Here is a 25,306-nt window from a genome sequence, read left to right as displayed (position 1 = left end):
CGCCGACGCCACCCACGTTGAGTAGTTCACCTCATGCGCCGCACTCGTCCCGCGCCGAAGATCAACGCATGAGCAAACCGATCCAGCCCTCGCAGACTTCGGCCTTCTACGTGCAAGCGATCCTGTCCTTCGGCATCTCGCTGGCCGCGATGACCATCGCCATCGCCTACCTCCCCGCCGCCACCTGGATCCGCGCCTTCCTCGCCCTAGGCCTCCTCTACCTCGTCACCTCAACCGTGACGCTTTGCAAGGTCGTCCGAGACCGCCAAGAACTCTCCGTCGTCGCCACCCGAGTAGACCAAGCCCGCCTCGACAAACTCCTCACCGAACACGACCCCTTCCGAGTCGACGCCTGACCGTGAGGCCAGTCCGGCAGATCATCGAGCGCACCAGCCGCCCGTACCATGGCCCGATGGTCTTCGCTCCTGGTCGATCGATCGTCCGCCGCGACGTGCACCGCAACGGGATGATCGCCGCGGTGCAGACCACGCGGGTCGTGCGCGACGACGCGGAGGCGCTGCTCACCTGGACCGCGGCCGGATCGGACTGCATGCTGCGCGGCACCCGGGACGGCGCATTGATCCGGCAGATGTCGGTGGCCGAGCGCGACCGTACGCCGTCCATGCTCTGGCCGCGGCGCTGGGAGGACCGGCATGTGCTGATCCGCACCGAACCGGAGGCCGACCATTCGCTGTGGTGGTTCTTCGACCTGGAGATGCGCTTCGAAGGCTGGTACGTGAACCTGGAGTCCCCGGTACGCCGCTGGTCGGCCGGAATCGACATTCTCGACCACGCACTCGACATCGTGGTCACACCTGACCGCAACTGGTCCTGGAAGGACGAGGACGAACTGGCCGAGCGTGTCGATCATCCGGCCTACTGGACAGCGGCCGAAGCGGACGACATCCGCGCCGCCGGCAAGCGCATCACCACCGACATCGAAGCCGCCCGCTTCCCGTTCGACGGCCAGTACACAGATTTCCGCCCCGACCCGTCGTGGCAACCAGCCGCCCTACCCCCGTACTGGGACACAGAGGTGGAGCCCCAAGGCAAGAGCACCACCGCTGTGGTCACGGCGACGTAGGAGCCGCACTTGGCGCGCGCAGCGTGTACTGCGGAGCGCGCAGCGTGAAGTGTGGCGACGTAGGAGCGTGGTGGGGTGGGTGGGAGCTAGCGAACGTGGGCGCGACGGAGGAGCGACCGGCGGAGCAGGCGTGGGGAGCACCTACAAGACAGCTGCTGTGTCGTTGGCGATCACCCGGCGGGGGACTTTGATCGGCGGCTCGATCAGGGCGACCTTCAAAGACTCGCCGTCCGGGACGATCCAAGGGGTTTCCGGTGATGCGTTCGGTTCGGCTTTCCAGGTGTGGCAGACCTTGGGGATCTTGAGGGGGTAGATGGTCAGTTCACCCTGGTGGCTGATGTGCAGGCGGAGGAAACCTTTGTAGTCCTCGATGCTTTGGCCGGCGAACAGCTCGTTCACGTTGAAGCCGAATTTGCCGGCGATCAACAGATAAGCCGCCACCAGCTCGGCATCTACAAAGCCAACCACCAAAGGGGTTCCCACCAGAGTGACCAAGACCGTTATCCAGTCCGCGGCCTCCTGACTCAACCGGAACAGTACGGCGGCCCAGGCAACCATCAAGGCCAAGTGGGCCAGCGAATGCAGGAAGCCGGCAACCGCGGCCGCCCACCCACTGCGGACCAAACCGAACCGGCTGAAAAGCACCCCGGCAACAACCGTGAAGGCAACACCAAAGGCCGCCGGAGTCCACGCAGACAGCACCCCGAAGATCCCGTTCGGTTCAGCGGCAAGGCCGAACTGAACCAGCAAGGCCAGCACGGTCTGCAGCGCAGCGGTCAGCCCCCAGAAGCCAGAATTCCGCACCGGCAGCCGATAGATCCCCTTGGCCAACCGCTTCGAATCCTTCGCCGCAGGATAGGTCTGCACCTTGTCGTACGTCGCAACCTCGTTGACGTCAGCAACCCGCGACACCTTAGGCGGCAGCGTCAACGACGACGGCAGAAGATGCGTCGCCGAGAGGAAAGCACCCCCACCACCACTCGTGATCCGCTGCCCGCTGCCGTCGCGTTCGGCGTACCGGGCGTAGTGGTGCGCATCCCCCGACAGCATCACCCGCGTCACGGCGCCCAAAGGGCGGATGATCTCGCGGTCGAAGAAGCGGATCGTGTCGTACATGTGTGGATCGCCGCCGGCGCCGGCGTGCACCCACGCGGGTGTCGGCGTACAGAGGATGACTGCGTCGCCTTCTTGCATGCCGGCGAGTGCGGCGCGGAAGTAGTCGAGTTGTGGTGCGTCGATGTATCCGCTGAACTGGGTGTCGATGGCAACGAGCCACCAGCGGTGCGGGAGTTCGATCGCGAAGTAGCTGCGGCCCTGCTCGGTTTTCCAGCCACCCACGTCGCGCTGCTGGGCGAAGACGCGCAGGAACGCCGTCAGGCCGTCGTACCAGTCGTGGTTGCCTGGCAGTGCGAAGAGTGTCGGCTGGTTCGCCGGTTCCGGCAGAGCTGCGCGGTACGGACCCTTGGTGCGGTCCTCGTACGCCGTCGACGAAGCGGCCGGGTACACCTGGTCGCCGCCCATCACGAGCAGCTCGGCCCGCGGCAGGGGCAGGCCCTCCACCGGTTCGATCGAGGGCGCGGCCAGCACCGAAGCGACCGAGTACGTCGCGTCGAAACCGTCCCCCAGGTCGGCGACGAAATCGAACCACAGTTCGTCGGTGCCGTGCCGGTACCCGTCGGCGGGCAACGAACTCTGCAGCTCGCGCTTGTCGGCGTACGCGCCGAAGATGCCGGACAGGACGGCCTTGACGCCGATGCTGCCGAGCACCGACGGCAGCAGCCAACGGACCGGTCCCCGAATGCGGAATCCGAGCTCTTCCTCGGACAGATCAGAAGGGCGGCTCTGCTTCACCCGGCTACGTTACGGCCGGTGGGGTGCCACCGCGACCGGGACCGTGGCGTCGATGTGGGGCCTGCGCCACCGGGCCGATAGATTGGCCCGCATGTCTAACGCGGCCGGGCCGGCCGAGACCGTCGACCTGGCGGCGCTGGCGGAGCGACATGGCCTGACCAGAAGCTCGGCGAGGCCACCACTCGGCGCCTACCTGCGCGAGTTGTGGGGACGCCGGCAGTTCATCGTCAGCTACGCCCGTGCTCGCACCTACGCCATGTACGCCGGTGCGCGGCTGGGCTCGGTCTGGCAAGTGCTCACGCCGTTGATGAACGCCGCCGTGTACTACCTGGCCTTTGGCGTCCTACTCGGCACGAAGAACGGCATCCACAACTACGCCGCTTTCCTGATCTGTGGCATGTTCGTCTTCACCTACACGCAGCGCTCGATGACCGAAGGCTCGCGGGCGCTGGCGCTCAACATGTCGCTGATCCGCACCCTGCACTTCCCGCGAGCGACGCTGCCGCTGGCGTACGTGATGAACGAGCTGAACCAGATGGCCGTCTCGATGGGCATCCTGTTCGTCCTGGTCGGCGCGACCGACGGGATCAGCTGGCGCTGGCTGCTCGTCGTACCGGCGCTGCTGTTGCAGACGATGTTCAACCTCGGGATGACGTTGATCTTCGCCCGGATCGGCACCTTCGTGTCCGACGTCAGCCAACTGCTGCCGTTCGTCACCCGGACCTGGCTGTATGCCTCCGGCATCTTCTTCTCGATCCCGGACAAGCTCCGCGATCTCGACGCGCCGTCGTGGGTGATCCACCTGCTGGCGCTCAACCCGATCTCGGCGTACATCGACCTGGTCCGCCGGTCCTTGCTCGACCAGCACGAGCAGCACGCGCTGCCGAACGCCTGGCCGATCGCGGCGGGCTGGGCGGTCGTCGTACTGGCCGGCGGGTTCGTGTACTTCTGGCGTGCGGAAGACCGGTACGGCCGTGGCTGAGCCGATCCCGACCGTCATCGCGGACGACGTCAACATCATCTACAAGGTGATCGCCGGGCAGGGCGGCAAGGGGACGGCGGCGACCGCGTTCCGGCGCATCCTCAAGCGTCAGGACCGGCCGACGATCCGTGAGGTGCACGCGGTAAAGAACGTCACCTTCACGGCGTACAAGGGCGACGCGATCGGCGTGATCGGCCGCAACGGCTCGGGCAAGTCGACCCTGCTCCGGGCGATCGCCGGCCTGCTGCCGCCCGCGTCGGGCGCGATCTACACCGGCGGCCGGCCGTCACTGCTCGGGGTGAACGCCGCGATGATGAACGACCTGACCGGCGACCGCAACGTCGTGCTCGGCTGCCTGGCGATGGGCATGTCCCCCGCCGAGATCACCGCCCGCTACGACGAGATCGTCGAGTTCTCCGGTATCGGCGACTTCATCGACCTGCCGATGTCGACGTACTCGTCAGGCATGGCGGCCCGGCTGAAGTTCGCGATCGCCTCGGCCAAGACCCACGACATCCTCCTGGTCGACGAGGCACTGGCCACCGGTGACGCCGAGTTCCGGGTCAGGTCCGAGCAGAAGATCAAGGACCTGAGGTCCGAGGCCGGCACGGTCTTCCTGGTCAGCCACAGCCTGGACGTAGTACTGGACACCTGCAACCGAGCGATCTGGCTCGACAAGGGGGTACTGCGCATGGACGGCGACACCCAGGAGGTAGTCACCGCCTACACGCGTGAAGCCACTGCCAACAGGTAGTAGCCGGGGGGCTAGGCGGAGGCGGGAGCACCAGGGGCTGTGGCAGCGGGCGGTGCCGGGCGCTCCTGGAGGCCTACCAGGAAGCCGATACCCCAGGAGATGTGCATGGTGGCGCAGATCAGGGGTAGCCAGAAGAGGGCTTTCCAGGGCAGGTAGCGGCCTTCCATGGCTGAGCCCACCAGGATCAGGAGGGCATAGCCGAGGGGTGCCAGGAAGCCGAGGGTCAGGATGCTGACGCCGGTCGCCAGGCCCACGATGCCGAGGATGGTTCCTACGGCCATGAGGATCACCGCGACCGGCGGGGCCAGGTAGCGCTTGCTGGCGGTCTCCGGGTGGCGGCGGATGACCTCGCGGCGCCACTGACCGGTGTGGAAGAACTGCCTCGCTACGTCCTTCAGAGACGAGCGGGGGCGGTACGTTACGGACAGGTCGGGGCTGAACCAGATCAGACCGCCGGTCTTGCGGATGCGGTAGTTGAGTTCCCAGTCCTGCGCCCGGTGCATCGACTCGTCGAAGCCGCCGACGCGTTCCAGAGCCGCGCGACGGAAGACGCCGAGGTACACGGTGTCCGCCGGACCTGCCTTGCCGCCCTGGTGGAAGGTAGACGCGCCCAGCCCAAGCCGCGACCGATAGGCACACGCCACGGCCATCTCGATCGGCGTACGGCCCTCGGCGGCCATCACGCCACCCACGTTGTCGGCGCCGCTCTCGTGCAGCACCTCGACCGCCCGGGTGATGTAGCCCTGGGTCAGGACACCGTGCCCGTCGACCCGTACGACGATGTCGTGGCGGGCGTGCGCGATCCCGGTGTTCAGGCCCGCCGGTGTCTTGCCCGACGGGTTGGCCACGATGGTGATCCGTTTGTCGGCCTCGGCCAGCCGGTCGGCGATCTGCTGCGTCTTGTCCTTGCTGGGACCGATCGCGAGCACCACCTCCAGCTCGCCGGGGTACTCCTGGTCGAGGACGCGGCCGACTGCCTCTTCGAGGTGGCGTTCCTCGTTCAGCACCGGCATCACGACGGAGACTGGGGGCCAGGAAGACAAGGGCATGTTCAGGTCAGGCCTTACAGATCGAAGCGACGTCATCGACGTCGTTACCGGGTTTGGACGGGGTCGTGCTGGTCTTGCCGGGCTTGGCCGACGTGGTCGGCTTCTTGGTGGCGGTGCTGGTCTTGCTGCTACTCGGAGTGTTCGTGGTCTTACCGTCGCCGCCATTGGACGAGTTGTCCAGCGCTTCGGACTTTTCGATCGCCTCGGCCACCTTGGCCCGGATCAGCTCGAAGTCGGGGTTGCCGGTCTTGATCAGTGGCGGGACCGCGGAGAAGCTTGACACCGGCAGCTTCTTCGCGTCCAGCGCGAGATCGGTGAAGGTGCCCAGGTCGCCGGACGGGATGTCGGTGTTGACCACCTTCTTGCTCGCCTTCGCGATGCCCTGGAACTTGGTCAGCACGGTCTGCGGCGACAGCTGGTTCAGCATCGCCGTCATCACGCACTTCTGCCGGGTCATCCGCTCGTAGTCTGTCGCACCGGCCCTCGACCGCGCGAACCAGAGGGCGTGGTACCCGTCCAGATGCTGGTTCTTGCCCGGCTCGATGTAGCCCTTGATCGGCGCACCGATACCACCGATCGGGACCCGCTTGCCGACGTCGAGAGTGATCCCACCGACCGCGTTGAGCAGGTCGCGGAACCCGGCCAGGTCGATCAGTACGTGGTAGTTGACCTTCAGCCCGGTGACGCCCTCGACCGCCTGCTTGGTGGCCGTGACGCCGGGGTTCGGGTCACCGGGGAACAGCGCCGGGTGGCCGGCGGCGTACGTGTAGACGCCGTTCAGCAGGCAGTTCTCGGCGCAGTCCTTCCACCGGAAGCCCTCAGGGAACTCCTTGTTCATCGCCGTACCGGCCGGGAACGGGACGCGAGCCATGTTCCGCGGCAGGCCGATCAGGACGGTCCGCCCGGTGTTCGCGTCGATGCTGGCCAGCGTGATGCTGTCCGGCCGGGTGCCGATCCGGTCCGCGCCGGAGTCGCCGCCGAGCAGCAGGACGTTGTACCGGCCCTTGTCGGCCTCGGACTTCTTGCCGTTGCCGAACACCGAGGCGACGAAGTCACGCTGGGTGGACACGATCGTGCTGCCCCAGATCAGCGCGCTGACGACCAGAACGATCAGCGCCCCGTCGAGGATGCTGGCGGTCAGCCGGTGCTTGCGCTCCAGCGTCAGCGGACGGCCGAGCCGGTAGGCGTCGACGAACAGCGCCGCCCAGCCGATCGCGAGCAGGATCAGCAGGATCTGGATGATCCGCAGCGTCGTCGGCGAGACCATCAGGTTGATCGCGCCGGCCCGCCAGATCAGCGACAGCACGATCACGAAGACGACCACCGCGACGATGCCGCCCAGGACGCGCCAGGCCCAGCGTCCGGCCCGCTTGCTGCCGGCCGCGATCTGGGCGGATCCGGGCAGCACCAAGGTCATCAGCAGCAGCGTGAGCGCTCGCTTGAAGCGGACCGGCTCGCTGAGATTGCGCAGGTCTGGCTTGTCCTGCGGCATGAAACCTTCCGTTCTCCCGTGGCATGGACGACACCACCTTCTCAGGCGCGTCGACCTACCTCCTTGTCCCATCCCTCACCGGGTACGACGTACCGGGCAGAGGCATGGTTCGAGCCGGGCGGATCCGGAGACGAAGGGTAACAGTTTCCTCACCCACCGAGAACGGCGACCACGCCGGTACGGGTCGCGGGGATCTCGTCGCGTTGCCGCAGGTTTACCCGTGTACTGGCCCGTACGGCGAAGTTTTCATCGCGTTGTGATGGCCGGAGACGGGGTTCATCGGATACGAAGAGTCTTGGGCCGGCTACGGCCTGCTTGCGCCGCCCAAACCGCAAGCTCTCCAGTGAGGACAGGAAACCGCCCATGAGACTGTTCCGTACCTTTGCCGCGACCACCGTCGCGCTCAGTGCCACGCTGCTCGGCGGCAGCCAGGCACTCGCCGTCGAGGCCACACCACAGGCCTCCGCACCGGCCGCCGTCGCCGCACCCGGTGCCGACTTCACCGGTATCGCGGCCCTCAGCAACTGCTCCGGCTCGCTCGTCCGGTACGCCGAGTCGCTGTCCACCGATCCCGCGCTGATCCTCACCAACGGCCACTGCTACGAAGGCGGCATGCCCAGCCCCGGCCAGGTGATCGTGAACCGGGCCTCCAGCCGGTCGTTCACCCTGCTCAACCCGAGTTCGAGCCGGGCCGGCACGGTCCGGGCCAACCGCGTCCTCTACGCGACGATGACCAAGACCGACATGACGCTGTACCGGCTCACCGAGTCGTACGCCGCGATCAAGTCCCGGCTGAACGTCACCCCGCTGACGCTGGCCAAGCAAGCCCCGGCCAACGGCGCCGGCATGGCCGTGGTGTCCGGCTACTGGAAGCGGATCTACACCTGCTCGGTGCAAGCCACCATCCCCGAACTGCGGGAAGGCGGCTGGGTGTTCAAGAGCTCGATCAAGTACCAGCAGCCGGGCTGCGAAACCATCGGCGGCACGTCGGGTTCGCCGATCGTGAGCACCACCACCGGTGAGGTCATCGGCGTGAACAACACCGGCAACGAGGACGGCGAACGCTGCACGCTGAACAACCCGTGCGAGGTCGACGCCAACGGCAACATCACCGTCGACCAGGGCGCGGCGTACGGCCAGCAGACCTGGTGGCTCTACACCTGCCTGACCGCCACCCGAACCCTAGACCTCAACAAAACCGGCTGCCAGCTACCCAAGCCCGCCACCCGCACCCACTGACCTAACCCCCCCCCCGGCGACCACTCCCCCTGCGGGGTGGTCGCCGGAGTTTTTTGTGATCAGCCGGCCGCGCGCCGAGGAACTCAGGGGCTGCGGCGGGCGAAGATGAGTGCTTGGGGGATGGGGTCGTCCGGGTCGCAGAGCCACTGGGCTTCGATCTCGAAGCCGGCGTCGCGTAGCCAGGACGCCACCTTGTCGGGTTGGCGGCGGTGGACGTAGACCGTCATCGGGTGGCCGCCGTACCCCTCCGTCTTCAGCCGCGAGATGTCACCGACGTGAAACCCGAGCTGCAACGGGCCGCCGGGACGCAGTACTCGGTGGAAGTGCGCGAAGACGGTCGGTACCTCGTCGTCGGGGATGTGAATCAACGACCACCAGGCGAGCAGCCCGGCCACCGAAGCGTCGCCCAGGTGCAGCTCGGTCATCGACCCCACCTCGAACCGCAAGCCGGGATGGTCCCGCCGGGCCACGTCGATCATCCCTGGCGACAGATCGATGCCGAAGGCGTCCACACCGAGCTCGTTCAAATGAGCGGTGACGTGCCCAGGCCCGCAGCCGACATCCGCCACCGGCCCACCACCGGCAGCCCGCACCCGTTCCGCGAACACCCCCAGAGCGGCCCGAAGGTAAGTGCGATCGGCGAGCGCATCCCTCAGCTGATCGGCATAACTACCAGCAACCGTGTCATAAGAAGTCCGGGTATCAGCCAGCCAGTCATCCGCGCTCATACCACCACGATATTCGAGCATCAGGCTCAGACCGGCGCCACAAGGCCAGATGTTGCCATAAGCAACATCATCCAGTCACCCACAGGCACACGCACCCTGTGCACAACTTGACCGATTCCGGCCGTTGCGTGTCCGGCACGGTACTGAGCCGTTTCCAGCGCCTCCGGTGCCCAGAGCGGCGTCGGGGGCACAGCCTCGTGTGGGTGCGCGGCTGGCGGCTCAGACGGCTATGGCCGTCCGGGGCGTCGGCTGGCCACACGGTTGAGGCGACGCAACCTGAGTCAGACACGCCACGCGCCCGCCCCCTGGGATTCGGGTGGGTGGCGCTCCGGCTCGCGGCGAGAGCACGGGGGGCGGGGTCCGGGGTCCGGGGCCGGTTGTTCGGGTGGGGGCGGCGGGTCGGGGTCCGGGGTCAGTTGTTCGGGTGGGGGCGGCGGGTCGGGCTGCGGCGCGGGTGCGGGGTGGGGGCGTGCGGTCGGCGCGCCGGTAGTTCGGGGGGAGGGCGGGCGTAGGGTGTAGAAAGTTGGACCGAGAGTGAGGTAGAACACTCTGGATCCGGTATGGTCGCCGCCCATGGCAGTCGAGTCGTCAACACCTGGTCAGGTCAGTACCCCGCAGTGGCATAGTCCACTTGCGGTGAAACCACGCCTGGTCATGGCCAGTGCGCTGATGTTGTTTCTCGAGCTGGCGCTGATTCGCTGGACCGGGTCCAACGTCGTCCACCTCAGTTACTTCTCGAACTTCGTGCTGCTCGGCTCGTTCCTCGGCATCGGGATCGGCATCCTGCGGTCCGGCCGGGCGAAGCGGCTGCCGTTCTACTCACCGATCGTGCTCGGCGTGCTGGTCGCGGTGATCGCGTGGAAGCCCGTCACGGTCAACCGGGGTGGCGACTCCAGCGTCATCTACTTCACCAGCCTGAACACGACCGGCCCGCCGACCTGGGTGATCCTGCCGGTCATCTTCGTCGCCGCCGCGGTGGTCCTGGCCGGTCCGGCCGAGCTGGTCGGCCGGTGCTTCGGCGAGTTGCCGCGACTGACGGCGTACCGGTACGACCTGATCGGCAGCCTGATCGGCATCCTCGCGTTCACCGGGTTGTCGTTCGTGGGTGCGCCGCCGATCTGGTGGGGTGTGATCGTCACGCTGCTGTTCGCAGTACTGATGGTGCCGCAGCAGAAACTGACCGCGACCGCGTTGAGTGCCGCGCTGGTGGCCGCGCCGCTGCTGGTGATGGTCGGCGTGCTGTTCCACGAGTCGACGCGTCCCGAGAACAGCTGGTCGCCGTACTACAAGGTACAGACCCAGGGATTCGAGTGGCAGGGCGTGCCGCTGCTGACGATCACGGTGAACGGCGTACCGCATCAGCAGGCGATCCCGGCCGAGTCGCGGCTGCAGTGGGAACCGCAGTACGGGCTGCCGTACGAGCGGGCCAACGCGGGCAAGGCGCCGAAGAACGTGCTGATCATCGGGGCCGGCTCGGGTTCCGACGTCGCGATCGCGCTGAAGAAGGGCGCGCAGCACGTCGACGCGGTCGAGATCGACCCGCGGATCCGCGACATCGGCAAGGCCAAGCACCCCGACCACCCGTACCAGGACCCGCGGGTGACGTCGCACATCGACGACGGGCGTGCGTTCCTGTCCCGGACGGACAAGAAGTACGACCTGATCATGCTCGCACTGCCGGACTCGTTGACCCTGGTCAACGGCGCCAGCTCGCTGCGGCTGGAGAGCTATCTGTTCACCCTGCAGGCGTTCGAGAGCGCGAAGGAGCACCTGGCTCCGGGCGGCGCGTTCGCGATGTACAACTACTACCGCGAGACCTGGCTGATCGACCGGCTCGCGCTGACGGCGGAGAAGGCGTTCGGGCACAAGCCCTGTGTCGACAAGGTCGGCGACGACCTGCAGCAGGCCGTGGTGACCGTCGGGCTGACCGAGGCCGACCAGACCTGTGGCACCGCCTGGGCCGGGAAGACCGAGATCACGCCGCCGCCGGCGACTGACAACCGGCCGTTCCTGTACCTGTTCACCGACCGGATCCCGTCGCTGTACCTGGTCACGCTCGGCCTGGTGCTGGTCGCCGGTCTGATCGGCGTGGGCATCGCGGGCGGCGGTTCGTCGTACCGGCGGATGCGCCCGTACGCCGACCTGTTCCTGCTGGGCGCCGGCTTCATGCTGCTGGAGACGAAGAGCATCACCGGGTTCGCCCTGCTGTTCGGTACGACGTGGGTGGTCAACGCGATCGTGTTCGCCGGGGTGCTGATCGCCGTGCTGGCCGCTGTCGAAGTGACGCGGAGGTTCAAGACACCACCGGTGAAGGCGATGTACGTCATCCTGGCCGCCGGGCTGCTGCTGAGCTGGGTGTTCCCGGACAGCTGGCTGCTCTCGATGCCGGTCGGGCTGCGTGCGCTGGTCGCCGTGGTGATCGCGTTCATGCCGATCTTCGCCGCCAACGTCATCTTCGCGAAGCGGTTCAGCGACACGGCCGACGGCACCGCCAGCTTCGGCGCCAACCTGCTCGGCGCGATGCTCGGCGGCTGTCTCGAGTACGCCGCGCTGCTGATCGGCTTCGACGGCCTGCTGATCATCGCCGCCCTGCTGTACGTCGGCGCGTTCCTCCTGCGCCCGAAAGGCAGTCCAGCGGTAGCCGGTTAACGGCAACAACAACTGGGGGCCACCCGCGCGGGTGGCCCCCAGTTTGTTTGCCGGGTCTCAGCTATTCGGCGATCCGTCCTGAGGACGGTCCGGATTGGGACCGGGGTTGTAGGTCCCAGGCGGCGGGTACCCCGGAAAGCTGCCGGGCTGCTGTGGGTACCCCGGCTGCTGCGGGTGGCCGGCCTGGTTCGGGAAGGTGTTGTTGGGGGTGGCTTTGCGGGTGCGGCGGCTGGCGGTGGCCAGCAGGATCGAGCCGAGGGTTGCGAAGATCAGCACCGAGACGATCAGCCCCACGATCGCCAGTACGAAGACTCCGAGCGAGCCGCGCGCTCCGACGGCGAACGTCGTACCGGGCTCGGTCTCCACGCAGTTCACCACGTAGTCGCCGGCAGGCACCTCGTCGACCGACCGCGCAACCAGGTACCAGCTCGTCCCGTTGATGGTGAGTGTCTCGGACCCACTGGGCACCTCCAGTGCGACGTCCCCGTCCGTCGCCGTCTTCACTTCACACGTCGGCTCGACACCCGGCTGCGACGCATAGATCTTCAGCCCGGCATCGTCGAGATGCACGACCCCGCCATCGACCGGCTTCGGCGTACCCGGCAGATTCATGACGAGCAGAACGGTGAAGAGCGCGGCCAGCACGCCGCCCACCACAAAGCTGGCGATCCCGAGACGTTTCATGCGAGAACGCTAGCCCCACACAGCGTCACGCTAATCGCAACAACCGCCCCGGTACGCCGAGCCAGCGCAGCCCAGCGGCCGTCACGGTACGCCGAGCAGGCGTAGTCCGGCGGCTGTTACGGCGGCGGCGACCACTACGAGCACGAACGGCGCCTTGCGCCAGGCCAGGATGCCGCCGACCAGGACGCCGGCCGGTCGCGCGATCCCGGCGTGGCTGTGCCCGTCGGTCAGCGCAGCCGTCGCCACCAGCGCGGCCAGCAGGACGATCGCCGCCACCGACATCACCTGCTGCGCCCGCTCCGGCAACTCGAATCGCGTGCGCAGCAACGGCCCCGCCAACCGCAGCGAAAAGGTGCCCACGGCAAGCACCAGGATCGCGGCGAGCAGCGCTGTGGTGTTCATCGAACCGTCTCCATCGCAGGTTTGCCGGTCCGGTAGAACAACAGACCGACGAGGGCGAGCAGGACCGGCAACCCGGCAGGCAGGAAAGGCGTCGCAGCAAGCGCGGCGACCACTCCCACAGCGGCCGCCGTCCGGGTCGACCGATCACGCAGCGACGGCAGCACCAACGCGAGCAGGACAGCGGGGAACGCGGCATCGAGCCCGAAGGCGTCCGTGTCGGTGATCACCGCCCCCGCCCCCGCGCCGATCGCCACCCCGACGTTCCAGCAGACGAAGATCCCGATCCCACCGGCCCAGTACGCCGCCCGCCGCTGCCGCGGGTCGTCCTGGCCGAGGGCGAAGGCGACGTTTTCGTCCGTCATCAGGTGACTTCCCGGCAGCCGTCGCCAGCCGCCCCCGATCACGTCGCTGATCGCCAGGCCGAACGGAACATGCCGGGTGTTCACCAGCAGTCCGGCGATCGTGGCCGCGATGGGACTGCCACCGGCCGCCACGATCCCGACGAACAGGAACTGCGACGCGCCGGCGAACACCAGCAGCGACAACGCGACCGGCGCCCAGATCGGCAGGCCCCCGCCGACGCTGATCGCGCCGTACGAGAGTCCAACGACGCCGTCGGCCAGACAGACCAGCAGGATCGCGCGGAGGAGTCCGGGATCTAATGTTCGCCATATCGAACGCATGGGTTTTATGATGAACACATCACAGTTGTTCGTCAAGCCGAACACATGGACCGATGGAGCGAACACCGATGGACAGCAAGGCGCCACTCGACGTCATCGCATCCTCCCTGCGCCGGGAACGCGCCCGGGCCGGCCTGTCTCTGACCGAAGTGGCCAAGCGCGCGGGAGTGGCGAAGTCCACCCTGTCCCAGCTGGAGTCGGGCACGGGCAACCCGAGCGTGGAGACGCTCTGGGCGCTCTCGGTCGCCTTGGAGGTCCAGTTCGCCGACCTGCTCGAACCCCCGCGACCCAAGGTCCAGGTGATCCGGGCGGACGAAGGCCCGGCGATCTACTCGGAGAAGGCCGACTACGCCGCGACCCTGGTCGCAGCCAGCCCGCCCCACGCCCGGCGCGATCTCTACCGCATCGTCGTCGCGCCCGGCCCCGGCCGCGAGTCACAGCCGCACATGCCAGGCACCATCGAACATGTCGTCCTGAGCACCGGCCGCGCGCTGATCGGCCCGTTGGAGGAGCCGGTCGAGCTCCACCCTGGCGACTACATCGCCTACCCCGGCGACGTGCCCCACCTGTTCAAGGCACTCGTCGCCAACACCACCGCAGTACTGGTCTCCGAGACGTCGTAGCACCTCGCGAACGGCGTCAGGCCTTGCGGCAACACCGTCCCGGGGACGGTGTCAGACCTTGCGGGCGATGCCGCCGGCGATGCACTCCTCGATCTGGCTGAGCGGCTTGACGCGGGGACCGTCCGGCCACCACTCGTCGCACAGGACCAGGCCGGGCTCGACCATCTCCAGGTCGCCGAACATCGCGCGGATGTCGGGGTACGTGCGGAACAGGCCGCTGCCCATCGGGCTGTGGGTGAACCGCTCCTCCAGCGCCCGAGCCGTCTTGGCGTGCTCCGGCGTCTCCGGGTCGAGGAAGTGCGAGATCACCACGTAGGAGCCGGACACCAGCGCGTCGGCGTACCGCTTGACCAGGTCGGGCGCGTCGTCGCCGAGGTAGTGGTGCAGGGTGCCGTTCTGGATCAGGGCGATCGGCTGGCTGAAGTCGAGGAAGCTGCGGACCTCGGGGTGGTCCAGGATCTCGTCGGGCTTGAAGATGTCGGCGCTGATGAACAGCGTCTTGTCGTTCTCCTCCAGCAGCGCCCGGCCGTGCGCGAGCACCACCGGGTCGTTGTCGACGTAGAGCACCTTGGCGTCCGGCTGCAGCCGCTGCACGATCTGGTGGGTGTTCTCCGCCGTCGGCAGGCCCGAACCACAGTCCAGGTACTGCGTGATGCCCGCCTGGCCGGCCAGGAAGCGGCAGGCCCGGACCAGGAAGTTGCGGTTGGACCAGGCCAGGTCGGTGACCTCGGGGGCGACCGTGGCGACCTGGCGGAGTACCTCGCGGTCGATCTCGAAGTTGTCCTTGCCGCCCAGGAACGCGTCGTAGACCCGGGCGATGCTGGCCCGCGTGGTGTCCACGCCGACCGGAACCGAGCTCGGGGACATCTTGGCGTCGGGCATGGGCGACCTCGCAGATCGTGGTGGGTCAGGAGTGGGAAAGGCAGAGCCTACTAACAGTAGGGGAACGATTCCAGGTCTTGGGGGCGCGTCGGCCTGCCCCGGCCTGGCCGTAATCGTGAAATGATCCATCACAGCGTCAGGGACAGGGAGGACGGGCGGTGACGGAGCAAGGCACGCCAGGCGGGCCGACCGCGTTGCGGATCATGCTCGGTGCCCACCTCCGCCGGATGCGCGAGGAAGCCGGCATCACCCGCGCGGAGGCCGGCTACGCCATTCGCGGCTCCGAGTCGAAGATCAGCCGGCTCGAGCTGGGCCGGGTCGGCTTCAAGGTCCGCGACGTCGAGGACCTGCTCAGCCTGTACAAGCTGGCTGACGAGGACGAACGCGCGCGGCTGATCAACCTGGCCAAGGAAGCGAACAACCCGGGCTGGTGGCAGCGCTACGACGACATCACGCCGAACTGGTTCCACTCCTTCCTCGGCCTGGAGATGGCCGCCGAGCTGATCCGTACCTACGAGGTCCAGTTCGTCCCCTGTCTGCTGCAGACCCCCGACTACGCCCGCGCGGTGATCCGGCTCGGCCGTGGCGAGCGGCCGCTGCCGTCGGCCGAGATCGACCGGCTGGTCGCGCTGCGCGAGACCCGCCAGCGGATTCTCCACAGCTCCTCGCCGGCCCGGCTCTGGGCGATCGTCGACGAGGCTGTACTCCGCCGCCCGATCGGCGGCCGGGCCGTACTGCGCGCGCAGCTCGAACATCTCGCCGAGGTGTCCCGGCTGCCGAACGTGACGCTGCAGATCCTGCCGTTCTCGGCCGGCGGTTATGCGGCCACGGGTGGAGCCTTCACGCTGCTCCGGTTCGGCGACCCGGACCTGCCCGACGTGGTCTACATCGAGCACCTGACCAGCGCCGTCTACGTGGACAAGCGGGAGGATGTCGACGAGTACGTGATCACGATGGACTCGCTGTCGATCGCGGCCAGTACGCCGCGCAAGACCCAGGAACTGCTCACCGAGATCACCAAGAGCTTCACCTGAGGGTGCAGCCGGTGATGACGGGCGCGCTGGGTGACATCGCGGCGACACTGCGTCAGTAAACGTCAGGCCTTGGTTAACCGACAACCAAGTGCACCCTGAGTACGTCATATTGTGTGCGCCCAACTCTCCCTTGGACGGAGTTGTAGACACACCGATGCCGAGCGACGATCACGAACCGGAACACTCACGGGGCCGCGCCCGGCGATCCGCCCCGCGGCGGCGAGCCAACCGGCCGCGCACCGCAGGCACCGTCGCCTGGATGACGCTGCTCGGAGCCGTCGTCCCGGGTACCGGCTACCTGCTGGCCGGCCGCAAGAAGCTCGGTGCGGCGGTGACGACGATCTCGGTCGGTCTGCTGCTGCTGGCCGGCTACCTCGGCCTCACCCAGCGGGACCGGATCCTCGAGGTGGCTGTCGCGCCTCGGCAGTTGCAGTTCGCCACGATCGGGCTCTGCCTGCTCGGCACCCTCTGGATCGTCGTCATCGTCACCTCCCACCGGGCCCTGCGCTCCGGTACGGCGAGCAAGGGCTCGCGAGTCGGCGGCGCGGTCCTGGTCGGCCTGCTCAGCTTCGCGGTCGCAGTACCGACTGCTCTGGCTGTGCAGACGGCGCAAACGCAGCGGGACCTGGTCCAGACCGTCTTCGCCGGTGGCAACAGCAAGAGTGCGACGCGACCGACCATCAAGAACAAGAAGGATCCGTGGGCCGGCAAGCCGCGACTCAACGTGCTCCTGCTCGGTGCCGACGACGCCCAGGGCCGCGATGGCGTCCGGACCGACACAGTGATCGTCGCGAGCATCGACACGGTGACCGGCAACGTCTCGCTGATCTCGCTGCCCCGGAAGCTGATGTTCATGCCGTTCCCGAAGGGCACCAAGCTGCATGAGGCCTACCCGAACGGGTTCGGCAAGGAGGGCATCAGCCTGCAGGAGCGGCTGGAGTGGATGCTGGACGCGATCTACAAGAACGTGCCCGCGGAGCACCCGGGCATCGTCGGGGAGTCCGACAACGAGGGCGCCGACATCCTCAAGCTGACCGTCGGCGAGGCGACCGGGTTGACCATCGACTACTACGTCCAGATCAACCTGGCCGGGTTCACCGAACTGGTCAACGCGCTCGGCGGGATCACCGTCAACATCAACTACCCGATCCCGGTCGGTGGCAGCGACGACGACAAGCGGCCGCCGAACTACTACCTCAAACCCGCGCAGAACAAGCATCTGTGGGGCCTCGAGGCACTCTGGTACGCCCGCGGCCGGTACGGCATCGCGAACCCGGACGACGCCCGCAGCGCCCGGCAGCGGTGCGCGATCCACGCGATCGCCGAGGCCGCGACACCGCCGAACCTGCTGAAGAGCTACCGCAACCTGGCCAAGGTCGGCAAGAACATGCTGCGCACCGACATCACCGAGGACCTGCTGCCGGCCTTCCTCCAGCTGGGACTGAAGGTCAAGTCGGCGAAGGTCTCCGAGGTGCCGCTGGACGGGCGCAAGCTCAAGTTCGCCTACCCGCATCCGGACTACGACGGACTGCGAGCGACGGTCGCGGCAGCACTGTCGGGCACGCCGGCTCCCACCACCCCGGGCGCCACTACGCGGCCCCGCAAGACCGCACCCGTCACGCCGGCCGTCCCGAGCTCCAAGCCGACCACCCGGCCGACCACGGAGCCGACCGGCCCGGCAACGGGCAAGCCGTCGACGGGACAGGCCGACCTGGCCGACGCCTGTGGGTACCACCCGGAGCAGACGCCGTAGTACGGGCGTCTGGCCAGTGCTGGACACCTGATTGCGGCGGTTTGGCACTGGGCTCTACGGTGGTCGCCATGTTTGAAGGGTGGGGAGGCCGGGGACGCCGGCGCGTGGAGTCGAGTGTGGCGTGGCTGCGGGAGACTATCGGCCACAGTGAACTGGCTGCTGCGCTGCGGACGCCGGCTGTAGTCGCACAACTGGATCAGCACGCTGCGGCGGTGCGGGACATCCTGACCTTCGGCGTACCGTCCGGAGGCGGTGTGGATCAGAAGGTGTTGCTGGCCGGGTACGGGCGCGGTCTGGTGGATCGGGCCGCCGAGCTCGGCCGCCCGGTCGGTCGAGTGGGGCACTGGGCGCACGCGGAGTGGCTGGACCTGCGGCTGGCCGCTGTCTGCCTGCTGGCCGACGAGTGGCGCGCGCCGGGCTGGGACGAGGGGCTACTCCCCCAGCCATGAGCGACGGCCGGTCGGGAGCCGACCGGCCGCCATGTGCTGTGCCTTGCTCTCTGTAGTTCTCCCAGTCAGTAGCGGTTCGGGTTGTCGTAGCCCGGTTCGCCGGTGGAGCCACCGGTCGGCCGCATACCGGACGTCGACGTCGAACCGGACCCTGACTGACCCGGCATGGACTGACCCGGCATGGACTGACCCGGCGTGGTCTGGCCCGGGGTGGTGTAGCCCGTCATGGGCTGACCTGCCGCATGCTGACCGGCCATGTGCTGCCCCGTCGCGGACTGCTCGCTCGTGGACTGACCGGTGGGCTGACCCGTCGTACTGCGCGCAGCGGCGTCCTCGCGACCCCGCTGGTACGCCTCGGCCTGCGCCCGGGCTGCCGGCAGCTCGGCGTCGGCGCGGTCCAGCCACCGCTCCCACCGCTGCTGCATCGGGCGGATCAGACCGCCACCCGCACCGACGACGATCACACCGCCGACAGTGGCCAGTACGGCGATCAGCACCGGGGTGGTCACCGTGGTGGCGACACCGATCTGGTTGAGCGCCGCGATGATGCCCAGCGCCCAGATGAACACCGACGCGATGGTGGCCACCGTCTTGCCGTAGGACAGACCGCTCAGCGCGTTGCCGACCAGATCCTTGACGGCCCGCGCGATGGCGCCGGCGATCACGACGATGATGATCGCGACAGCGGCCCGCGGCAGCCAGGCCACGATGTCGGTGAGCAGGTCACTGACCGGGTTGGGTCCCCAGACCCCGAAGCCGATCTGCAACGTGATCAGCAGGATCGCGTAGTACACCAGCTTCGCGATGATGTCGGACGCGTCGTACTGCGACCGGGCCAGCGCCTGTTTGATCCCGCCCCGCTCGACCGCCCGGTCGAACCCGACCCGTTCGAGCGCCGTGTTGACCAGTTTGGCCACGACTTTGGCAATGATCCAGCCGATCACCAGGATCGCCAGGAAGATGATCAGCTTGGGCACGAACGTCGCTATCGCACTCCACGCGTCGTTGAGGCCTTGTTCGATATCCACTGTCTGCTCCTTCCGGTCCGGCACACCTCGCGAGACGGGGACGTGCCTGTCGCCGACCCGGTACCCCGTCTCGCCGTGCAAACGCACGAGCAGGCGGTACCCGTGGAGCTGAGGGCCATTCGGCGTGCATAAGTTTCGCCGCGCGCCGGCCGTCAGGAGCGGGTCAGCCGGCGGCCGGGAGCAGTTCGGCGAGCAGGGCGCGGACCCGGGAGTCGATCTCGTCGCGGATCGGGCGGACGGCGTCGAGACCCTGGCCGGCCGGGTCCTCCAGCTTCCAGTCGAGGTACCGCTTGCCGGGGTAGTACGGGCACTCGTCCCCGCAACCCATCGTGATCACCACGTCGGACGCCCGGACCGCTTCGTCGGTCAGCGGCTTCGGGAACTCCTTGGAGATGTCCAGCCCCAGCTCGGCCATCGCCTCGACGACCGCCGGGTTGAGCTGGTCAGCCGGCTGCGACCCGGCCGACCGTACGACGATGCGCCCGGCCGCGTGATGATCGAGCAGTGCCGCGGCCATCTGTGAGCGGCCGGCGTTGTGGATGCAGACGAACAAGACCTCAGGCGTGCTCTCGGACATGACGCTCACTCTCCTCGACTGGGTAGAAACGGCGCCTCGCCCACAGCGAGACGGAGACCAGGGCAACCAGGACCGGAACCTCGATCAGCGGCCCGACGACACCGGCCAGCGCCTGGCCCGAGGTGACGCCGAAGGTGCCGATGGCAACGGCGATGGCAAGCTCGAAGTTGTTGCCGGCGGCAGTGAACGCCAGCGTCGCGGTCTTCGGGTAGCCGAGGCCGAGCCGGTGACCGAGCAGGAACGAGCCGCCGAACATGATCCCGAAGTACGCGAGCAGCGGCAGCGCGATCCGCGCGACGTCGAGCGGCGCGCTGGTGATCGCGTCACCCTGCAACGCGAACAGCATCACGATCGTGAACAGCAACCCGTACAGCGCGACCGGCCCGATCCGGGGCAGGAACCGCGACTCGTACCACTCCCGACCTCGGGTCAACTCCGCGATCGTGCGGGTCAGAAACCCGGCCAACAGCGGAATCCCGAGGAACACCAGCACACTCACCGCGATCGCGCCGACCGAGAACTCCGCGCTGGTCGTCTCGAGGCCGAGCCAGCCGGGCAGCGTCTGCAGGTAGAACCAACCCAGCCCCGCGAACGCGACGATCTGGAAGACCGAGTTGATCGCGACCAGCACGGCGGCCGCCTCGCGATCGCCGCAGGACAGGTCGTTCCAGATCAGCACCATCGCGATACACCGGGCCAGCCCGACGATCACCAGACCAGTCCGGTACTCCGGGAGGTCCGGCAACAGCAACCAGGCCAGCGCGAACATGAGGGCCGGACCGAGCACCCAGTTGAGCACCAGCGAGGAGACCAGCAGCTTGCGATCGCCGGTGACCCGGCTGGTCTCGGAGTACCGGACCTTCGCCAGGACCGGGTACATCATCAGTAGGAGTCCGATCGCGATCGGCAGGCTCACCGAGCCGATCTTGACCGCGTCGAGTGCGTCGTCCAGCCCCGGCACGACCCGGCCGAGCAGCAATCCGAGGGCCATGGCGGCGATGATCCAGACCGCGAGGAAGCGGTCGAGGAACGAGAGTCCGGCGGCGACGGGCGGCGTACCGGCCGGTTGGTGGGCGTCAGGCAGCGCCTCGGCAGAGGTGGGCAAGGCGTGATCTTCCTGGTGAGGGGACGCTTGGCCGGCTTGGCTCAGCGAGCGAGCGCGGCGGCTTCGGGGACGGCGAGCAGGGCGGAGACCCACTGCATGCGCTCGGGCTTCGGCCAGTAGTAGACCCAGGTGCCGCGGCGTTCGCAGTCGACCAGCCCGGCCTGGCGCAGTACCCGCAGGTGGTGGGAGATGGTCGGGCCGGACACGTCGAACTGGCCGGTGAAGTCGCAGACGCAGATCTCGCCGCCGGCCGAGGCGATGATCGACATCAGCCGGAGCCGGATCGGGTCCGACAGCGCCTTGAAGACCGCGGCGCCCTCGGCGGCCTGCGCCTCGTCCAGGGCCGAGACGGAGATCGGCGCGCAGCAGCCACCGCTTCGCTGACCGGCGCTTTCGGCAATCTCCTGATTCGACATGCGTCTATCTTGACTCTCGTCTAATCAAAAGGCAAGCTGGGCATCGCTGATTAGATGAACTTCAACATAGTGGAGACGGGAGACCGATGAGCGAGCAGAACACCGCCGCAGTCGCAGGTCAGGCAGCACAGGCGAGCGAGGCGGCGCAGCCGGTACGGACAGCGCCGGAGGGTCCGGTCGTGGTGATCGGGGCGGGTCCGGTGGGGCTGGCCGCGGCCGCCCACCTGGCCGAGCGGGGCGTGGAGTTCCTGGTGCTCGAGGCAGGGCCCGGCGTCGCGGCCGCGATCGACGAGTGGCGGCACGTGAAGCTGTTCAGCCCATGGCGCTACGACATCGACTCCGCGGCCCGCCGGCTGCTGGAGCAGTCCGGCTGGGTCGAGCCGGACCTGGGCGCCCTGCCGACCGGAGGCGACCTGATCGACTCCTACCTCGAGCCGCTGACCAAGACGCCGCAGCTGAACGACCGCATCCGCTACAACGCGGCCGTCGTCGCAGTGACCCGGGCCGGCTTCGACCGGGTCCGTACTGCGGGCCGCGAGCAGGCACCCTTCCTGATCCGGCTGTCCGACGGCAGCGAGATCCTCGCCTCCGCGGTGATCGACGCAGCCGGGACGTGGCGCCGGCCGAACGTCCTGGGCGGCTCCGGCATCCCAGCCCGCGGCGAAGCCGAGGTTGCCGACGGCATCGCTCGCGCCCTGCCCGACGTACTCGGCCGTGACCGCGACCGGTACGCGGGACGCCGTACTGCGGTAGTCGGCGCCGGCCACTCCGCCGCCACGACTCTGCTGGACCTCGGCGCGCTGGCGGACGAGGTCCCCGGTACAGAGATCGTCTGGGTGGTGCGCGGGACGGACCAGGCACGCACCTACGGTGGCGGCGACGCGGACGAACTCCCCGCTCGGGGCGCGCTGGGCAGCCGGCTGAAGAAGCTCGTCCAGTCCGGTCAGGTCGAGCTGGTGAGCAGCTTCCGCATCGAAGCCGCCACCCGGACAGCTGACGGCCGGATCGAGTTGGCCGCTGGCGAGCGGCGCGTGGTTGCGGACACGGTGGTGAACTCGACCGGGTTCCGTCCTGACCACGACATGGTCGGTGAGCTCCGGCTGGACCTCGACTCGATCATGGGCTCGACCAGGGCGCTCGCCCCGCTGATCGACCCGAACAAGCACTCCTGTGGCACTGTGCCGCCGCACGGGGTGGACGAGCTGGCTCACCCGGAGACCGGCTACTACGCGATCGGTGCGAAGTCCTACGGCCGCGCGCCGACCTTCCTGCTCGCCACTGGGTACGAGCAGGCCCGCTCTGTCGTTGCTGCGGTGGCAGGCGACTGGGAGGCAGCCCGCGACGTGCAGCTCGACCTGCCGGAGACCGGGGTCTGCTCCTCGAACCTCGCCTACGGTGACGCCAGTGGCGACGAGGCCAGCGGCTGCTGCGGACCGGCGCCGCAGGCAGTCTCTGCTGGCCGGGGGCTCTCCACTGGCATCAGTGGCGGGCTGTTGACCGTCATCGAGACCAAGGCTCCCGCCCAGTCGAGCTGCTGCGGCTGATGAACCACCCTGCCCCGGCGACCGCCACAGGCCTCGGTACTGGCCTCGGTACTGGCGGTCGCCGCGGCACCCAGCGCCGCGACATCGTCGCAGCGCTCGCCGTCACCACCACCATCGGCTACGGCGTCCTGTACTACGCGTTCAGCGCCCTACTCGCGCCGATGAGCCGCGACCTCCAGATCTCCACCACTACGGCGACTGGAGCACTGACCACCGCAGTACTCGTCAGTGCGGCCATGGCCATCCCTGTCGGTCGCGTGCTCGATACCCGCGGCGGCCGCGGGATCATGGCAACAGGCTCCATCCTGGCCACCATCGCCGTACTGGCCTGGTCACAGGTGCAGAACGCGACCCAGCTGTACGCCGGCTTCGTGCTCATCGGCGCGGCCTCGGCGATGGTGCTCTACCAGCCGGCCTTCACCGTCATCGTCGCGGTCACCGAACCTGCGCGACGTGCCAACGCCTTGCTGGGCGTCACGCTGGTGGGCGGCTTCGCGAGCTCGATCTTCATCCCGCTCACCGGCCAGCTCATCCAGGCCATCGGCTGGCGCGACACCCTCCTCGTCCTGGCGATCATTGTGGCCGTAGGCACCATTCCCCTGCATGCGATCGTGCTTCGCCGTACGGGACCGCCGGCGCCGGCAGCCGCTCATGAACGCCGCTCACCGGCCCGCGTACTACGAGACGCCGGCTTCTGGCTGATCGCCATCGCGTTCGTGCTGCACAGTGCGTCCCAAGCAGTGATGGCGGTGCACCTCGTCACTTACCTGACCCAGCTTGGCCATTCACTGACCACCGCGGCCGGCCTCACCGGCCTGCTCGGACTCCTGTCGGTCACCGGCCGCATCCTGACTACAGTCGTCCAGCGCTGGATATCCATCACCCTTGTCGCCGCCGCCGTCTACACCCTGCAGGGCATAGCGATCGCCCTGCTGCCCTTCATCGGCCAAAGCGTCGGCGGTGCCACGGTCAGCCTTGTCCTCTTCGGCCTAGGCTTCGGCGTCGCGTCGATCGCGATCCCCGCCATCCTGCTCGACCGCTACGGCGACGACGGCTACGCGACCATCTCCGGCATCCTCGGCACGCCGACCACCATCAGCCGCGCCACAGCCCCACTCGCGGCCGCCGCGATGGCCACCACCATCGGCTACCGCCCCTTGATCCTCACCGCCGCCGCAGCCTGCCTGATCGCCGGCGCCGCTCTCACTTACTCCAGCGGAGCAAGGCTGCGACCGGCACGCCACCCAAGGCGGCTCGCGGAAGAGTGACGACCTCGGCCGTGGTCCGGACAGCCGCCGCTACCAACGCTTGGTCCGCACGAAGCGGCTGATCGACCGGTACGGCGCCAAGGTCCAACCCAGGATGGTCCTGTACCACGACCTCGTGAGCGGCCGTCTCGCCCGGATCCAGCAGCAGCGTCTCCACCTGCCCGCGGACGAAAGCGCCGGCTACGTCCCGGACACCGGTGGCAACCGCGAAGTCCTGACCGAGCCGGTCCTTCAACCGATGGACGAGCTCGACCTGACGCGTGACGGAGTGCGCCATCAGCGCCTCGCGAATCGCCTGCGCCTGGGCCTCGTCACCACCGTCCTCGGCCCGGCCACCGGACTCCAGGTGCACCACGGTCGCCTCGGACTTCTCCAGGCGATCCATCACCTGGCCGACAGACCGGGGATCGCCCGCCACCAGGATCAGCCGTACGCCGCGACGGATCACCGACTCCAACTCGGTCACGACCGCGTCGGCGTTGCGGCTCCAGACGTTCTCCGTCTCGTGCTGGTAGCGCAGCGCGGACCAACCGCCGACCGGCACCTTGTGCACGTGATGGGTCTCGCCGCCGGCCGAGGTCTGACTCTCCGGTTCCGGTACGTCGGAGTTGTAGACCGCGACGTCACCGCCCTCGTGGTCGACCAGGGCCAGCGCGAACCGGATGTTGCGGTCGGCCAGCCGGATCCACTCCGCCAGGTCGGGCAACGGCCCCCAGCTCACCACCGGCTGATCCACCCGCTGGTGCGTGACCTCGTCGAGAAGCGTTCCCGTCACGTTCGCCACCACCATCCTGGCGGCCGGGGCCGGCGCCTCGACCTGCTCGGTCAGCCGCTCGGAGACCGACCGGACGACGGCGTCCGGCGCACCCGCGGAGGCCAGTTCATCGGCTGCGGCCCGCGCCCGCAGCTCCTGCTCGTGCGCACCGGACTCGGACTCACGGCTCACGTCCAGCAGCACACTCGCGAACGGGCCGTCTTCGGCAAAGACATTGCTCAGTCGCGTGGCATCCATGCCGCCCGGGTACCCGGG

25 protein-coding genes are annotated in these 25,306 nt (G+C 68.1%); 12 read left to right on the top strand and 13 right to left on the bottom strand.

Annotated elements, in window-relative coordinates; genetic code table 11:
- Positions 1-68: 68 nt before the first annotated feature.
- Positions 69-356, top strand: coding sequence for a YiaA/YiaB family inner membrane protein (locus tag AB0F51_RS22270; protein ID WP_360282805.1), 288 nt, complete (start codon positions 69-71; stop codon positions 354-356).
- 56 nt (positions 357-412) lie between these two features.
- Entirely contained in the window at positions 413-1,084 is a 672-nt protein-coding gene (locus AB0F51_RS22265) for a DUF402 domain-containing protein (RefSeq protein WP_360282803.1), read from the top strand.
- Between the two features lie 141 nt (positions 1,085-1,225).
- Here AB0F51_RS22265 and AB0F51_RS22260 read toward each other — a convergent pair whose 3' ends face one another.
- The gene (locus tag AB0F51_RS22260) at positions 1,226-2,935 is read right to left on the bottom strand and encodes a metallophosphoesterase (RefSeq protein WP_360282801.1); all 1,710 of its coding nucleotides are present in this window, start codon (positions 2,933-2,935) and stop codon (positions 1,226-1,228) included.
- 91 nt (positions 2,936-3,026) lie between these two features.
- Between AB0F51_RS22260 and AB0F51_RS22255 the strand changes: the two genes are divergently transcribed.
- Together AB0F51_RS22255 and AB0F51_RS22250 are read left to right on the top strand one after the other, a co-directional pair.
- Positions 3,027-3,917: an ABC transporter permease gene (locus AB0F51_RS22255; protein WP_360282799.1), complete on the top strand. Its 891-nt coding sequence runs from the start codon at positions 3,027-3,029 to the stop codon at positions 3,915-3,917.
- The gene (locus AB0F51_RS22250) at positions 3,889-4,671 is read left to right on the top strand and encodes an ABC transporter ATP-binding protein (RefSeq protein WP_360282797.1); all 783 of its coding nucleotides are present in this window, start codon (positions 3,889-3,891) and stop codon (positions 4,669-4,671) included. The genes AB0F51_RS22255 and AB0F51_RS22250 overlap by 29 nt, the downstream gene beginning before the upstream one ends.
- An 11-nt stretch (positions 4,672-4,682) precedes the next feature.
- Here AB0F51_RS22250 and AB0F51_RS22245 read toward each other — a convergent pair whose 3' ends face one another.
- Both AB0F51_RS22245 and AB0F51_RS22240 read right to left on the bottom strand, forming a co-directional pair.
- Complete coding sequence (locus AB0F51_RS22245; RefSeq protein WP_360283456.1) at positions 4,683-5,714, bottom strand: glycosyltransferase; 1,032 nt, start codon at positions 5,712-5,714, stop codon at positions 4,683-4,685.
- A 13-nt stretch (positions 5,715-5,727) separates the two neighbouring features.
- Positions 5,728-7,212 carry an LCP family protein gene (locus tag AB0F51_RS22240; protein ID WP_360282795.1) on the bottom strand — a complete coding sequence of 495 codons (1,485 nt, stop codon included), beginning with the start codon at positions 7,210-7,212 and terminating at the stop codon, positions 5,728-5,730.
- Positions 7,213-7,575: 363 nt separating this feature from the next.
- Here AB0F51_RS22240 and AB0F51_RS22235 point away from each other — a divergent pair, with 363 nt between their 5' ends.
- A complete protein-coding gene (locus AB0F51_RS22235) occupies positions 7,576-8,451 on the top strand; it encodes a serine protease (RefSeq protein ID WP_360282793.1) in 876 nt (291 codons plus the stop codon).
- Positions 8,452-8,534: 83 nt separating this feature from the next.
- Here AB0F51_RS22235 and AB0F51_RS22230 read toward each other — a convergent pair whose 3' ends face one another.
- On the bottom strand, positions 8,535-9,179 hold the full coding sequence (locus AB0F51_RS22230) for a class I SAM-dependent methyltransferase (protein WP_360282791.1): 645 nt from the start codon (positions 9,177-9,179) through the stop codon (positions 8,535-8,537).
- Between the two features lie 636 nt (positions 9,180-9,815).
- Between AB0F51_RS22230 and AB0F51_RS22225 the strand changes: the two genes are divergently transcribed.
- Complete coding sequence (locus AB0F51_RS22225; protein ID WP_360282789.1) at positions 9,816-11,828, top strand: spermidine synthase; 2,013 nt, start codon at positions 9,816-9,818, stop codon at positions 11,826-11,828.
- Positions 11,829-11,885: 57 nt separating this feature from the next.
- Here the strand turns inward: AB0F51_RS22225 and AB0F51_RS22220 are convergent, their stop codons facing one another.
- The 3 genes from AB0F51_RS22220 to AB0F51_RS22210 all read right to left on the bottom strand — a co-directional run bounded on the left by AB0F51_RS22220 (position 11,886) and on the right by AB0F51_RS22210 (position 13,597).
- The gene (locus AB0F51_RS22220) at positions 11,886-12,512 is read right to left on the bottom strand and encodes a hypothetical protein (protein WP_360282787.1); all 627 of its coding nucleotides are present in this window, start codon (positions 12,510-12,512) and stop codon (positions 11,886-11,888) included.
- An 81-nt stretch (positions 12,513-12,593) separates the two neighbouring features.
- The gene (locus tag AB0F51_RS22215) at positions 12,594-12,914 is read right to left on the bottom strand and encodes an AzlD domain-containing protein (RefSeq protein ID WP_360282785.1); all 321 of its coding nucleotides are present in this window, start codon (positions 12,912-12,914) and stop codon (positions 12,594-12,596) included.
- On the bottom strand, positions 12,911-13,597 hold the full coding sequence (locus AB0F51_RS22210) for an AzlC family ABC transporter permease (protein WP_360282783.1): 687 nt from the start codon (positions 13,595-13,597) through the stop codon (positions 12,911-12,913). Before AB0F51_RS22210 ends, AB0F51_RS22215 begins: the two co-directional genes overlap by 4 nt.
- A gap of 53 nt (positions 13,598-13,650) precedes the next feature.
- On the opposite strand from AB0F51_RS22210, the gene AB0F51_RS22205 reads away from it, so the two are divergent.
- Positions 13,651-14,220, top strand: a complete 570-nt coding sequence (locus AB0F51_RS22205) for a helix-turn-helix domain-containing protein (RefSeq protein ID WP_360282781.1) — start codon at positions 13,651-13,653, stop codon at positions 14,218-14,220.
- Between the two features lie 51 nt (positions 14,221-14,271).
- Here AB0F51_RS22205 and AB0F51_RS22200 read toward each other — a convergent pair whose 3' ends face one another.
- Positions 14,272-15,102, bottom strand: coding sequence for an SAM-dependent methyltransferase (locus tag AB0F51_RS22200; protein ID WP_360282779.1), 831 nt, complete (start codon positions 15,100-15,102; stop codon positions 14,272-14,274).
- 158 nt (positions 15,103-15,260) lie between these two features.
- Between AB0F51_RS22200 and AB0F51_RS22195 the strand changes: the two genes are divergently transcribed.
- From AB0F51_RS22195 to AB0F51_RS22185, 3 genes are all read left to right on the top strand, one after another.
- On the top strand, positions 15,261-16,136 hold the full coding sequence (locus tag AB0F51_RS22195; protein WP_360282777.1) for a helix-turn-helix transcriptional regulator: 876 nt from the start codon (positions 15,261-15,263) through the stop codon (positions 16,134-16,136).
- A gap of 259 nt (positions 16,137-16,395) precedes the next feature.
- Positions 16,396-17,889: an LCP family protein gene (locus tag AB0F51_RS22190; RefSeq protein WP_360282775.1), complete on the top strand. Its 1,494-nt coding sequence runs from the start codon at positions 16,396-16,398 to the stop codon at positions 17,887-17,889.
- Positions 17,890-17,993: 104 nt separating this feature from the next.
- Entirely contained in the window at positions 17,994-18,338 is a 345-nt protein-coding gene (locus tag AB0F51_RS22185; RefSeq protein ID WP_360282773.1) for a DUF6401 family natural product biosynthesis protein, read from the top strand.
- Positions 18,339-18,403: 65 nt separating this feature from the next.
- On the opposite strand, the gene AB0F51_RS22180 is transcribed toward AB0F51_RS22185, so the two are convergent.
- From AB0F51_RS22180 to AB0F51_RS22165, 4 genes are all read right to left on the bottom strand, one after another.
- Positions 18,404-19,366, bottom strand: coding sequence for a hypothetical protein (locus tag AB0F51_RS22180; RefSeq protein WP_360282771.1), 963 nt, complete (start codon positions 19,364-19,366; stop codon positions 18,404-18,406).
- 163 nt (positions 19,367-19,529) lie between these two features.
- On the bottom strand, positions 19,530-19,943 hold the full coding sequence (locus tag AB0F51_RS22175; RefSeq protein ID WP_360282769.1) for an arsenate reductase ArsC: 414 nt from the start codon (positions 19,941-19,943) through the stop codon (positions 19,530-19,532).
- Complete coding sequence (gene arsB, locus AB0F51_RS22170) at positions 19,924-21,027, bottom strand: ACR3 family arsenite efflux transporter (protein ID WP_360283454.1); 1,104 nt, start codon at positions 21,025-21,027, stop codon at positions 19,924-19,926. Before arsB ends, AB0F51_RS22175 begins: the two co-directional genes overlap by 20 nt.
- Before the next feature lie 62 nt (positions 21,028-21,089).
- Positions 21,090-21,464, bottom strand: coding sequence for a metalloregulator ArsR/SmtB family transcription factor (locus AB0F51_RS22165; RefSeq protein ID WP_360282767.1), 375 nt, complete (start codon positions 21,462-21,464; stop codon positions 21,090-21,092).
- 86 nt (positions 21,465-21,550) lie between these two features.
- Here AB0F51_RS22165 and AB0F51_RS22160 point away from each other — a divergent pair, with 86 nt between their 5' ends.
- Together AB0F51_RS22160 and AB0F51_RS22155 are read left to right on the top strand one after the other, a co-directional pair.
- On the top strand, positions 21,551-23,008 hold the full coding sequence (locus AB0F51_RS22160; protein WP_360282765.1) for an FAD-dependent oxidoreductase: 1,458 nt from the start codon (positions 21,551-21,553) through the stop codon (positions 23,006-23,008).
- The gene (locus tag AB0F51_RS22155; protein ID WP_360282763.1) at positions 23,008-24,276 is read left to right on the top strand and encodes an MFS transporter; all 1,269 of its coding nucleotides are present in this window, start codon (positions 23,008-23,010) and stop codon (positions 24,274-24,276) included. Before AB0F51_RS22160 ends, AB0F51_RS22155 begins: the two co-directional genes overlap by 1 nt.
- Here the strand turns inward: AB0F51_RS22155 and AB0F51_RS22150 are convergent.
- Positions 24,212-25,288, bottom strand: a complete 1,077-nt coding sequence (locus tag AB0F51_RS22150; RefSeq protein WP_360282761.1) for a Vms1/Ankzf1 family peptidyl-tRNA hydrolase — start codon at positions 25,286-25,288, stop codon at positions 24,212-24,214. The genes AB0F51_RS22155 and AB0F51_RS22150 overlap by 65 nt on opposite strands.
- Between the last annotated feature and the right edge of the window lie 18 nt (positions 25,289-25,306).

Source organism: Kribbella sp. NPDC023855, from assembly GCF_040639475.1.
GTDB lineage: Bacteria > Actinomycetota > Actinomycetes > Propionibacteriales > Kribbellaceae > Kribbella.
This window is presented reverse-complemented; position numbering and strand designations above follow the sequence as displayed.

Coding starts and splice junctions, on each gene's coding strand:
- AB0F51_RS22270 (WP_360282805.1), top strand. CDS start 69: ATGAGCAAACCGATCCAGCCCTCGCAGACTTCGGCCTTCTACGTGCAA.
- AB0F51_RS22265 (WP_360282803.1), top strand. CDS start 413: ATGGTCTTCGCTCCTGGTCGATCGATCGTCCGCCGCGACGTGCACCGC.
- AB0F51_RS22255 (WP_360282799.1), top strand. CDS start 3,027: ATGTCTAACGCGGCCGGGCCGGCCGAGACCGTCGACCTGGCGGCGCTG.
- AB0F51_RS22240 (WP_360282795.1), bottom strand. CDS start 7,212: ATGCCGCAGGACAAGCCAGACCTGCGCAATCTCAGCGAGCCGGTCCGC.
- AB0F51_RS22235 (WP_360282793.1), top strand. CDS start 7,576: ATGAGACTGTTCCGTACCTTTGCCGCGACCACCGTCGCGCTCAGTGCC.
- AB0F51_RS22230 (WP_360282791.1), bottom strand. CDS start 9,179: ATGAGCGCGGATGACTGGCTGGCTGATACCCGGACTTCTTATGACACG.
- AB0F51_RS22220 (WP_360282787.1), bottom strand. CDS start 12,512: ATGAAACGTCTCGGGATCGCCAGCTTTGTGGTGGGCGGCGTGCTGGCC.
- AB0F51_RS22215 (WP_360282785.1), bottom strand. CDS start 12,914: ATGAACACCACAGCGCTGCTCGCCGCGATCCTGGTGCTTGCCGTGGGC.
- AB0F51_RS22210 (WP_360282783.1), bottom strand. CDS start 13,597: ATGCGTTCGATATGGCGAACATTAGATCCCGGACTCCTCCGCGCGATC.
- AB0F51_RS22205 (WP_360282781.1), top strand. CDS start 13,651: ATGGAGCGAACACCGATGGACAGCAAGGCGCCACTCGACGTCATCGCA.
- AB0F51_RS22200 (WP_360282779.1), bottom strand. CDS start 15,102: ATGCCCGACGCCAAGATGTCCCCGAGCTCGGTTCCGGTCGGCGTGGAC.
- AB0F51_RS22190 (WP_360282775.1), top strand. CDS start 16,396: ATGACGCTGCTCGGAGCCGTCGTCCCGGGTACCGGCTACCTGCTGGCC.
- AB0F51_RS22175 (WP_360282769.1), bottom strand. CDS start 19,943: ATGTCCGAGAGCACGCCTGAGGTCTTGTTCGTCTGCATCCACAACGCC.
- AB0F51_RS22165 (WP_360282767.1), bottom strand. CDS start 21,464: ATGTCGAATCAGGAGATTGCCGAAAGCGCCGGTCAGCGAAGCGGTGGC.
- AB0F51_RS22160 (WP_360282765.1), top strand. CDS start 21,551: ATGAGCGAGCAGAACACCGCCGCAGTCGCAGGTCAGGCAGCACAGGCG.
- AB0F51_RS22155 (WP_360282763.1), top strand. CDS start 23,008: ATGAACCACCCTGCCCCGGCGACCGCCACAGGCCTCGGTACTGGCCTC.
- AB0F51_RS22150 (WP_360282761.1), bottom strand. CDS start 25,288: ATGGATGCCACGCGACTGAGCAATGTCTTTGCCGAAGACGGCCCGTTC.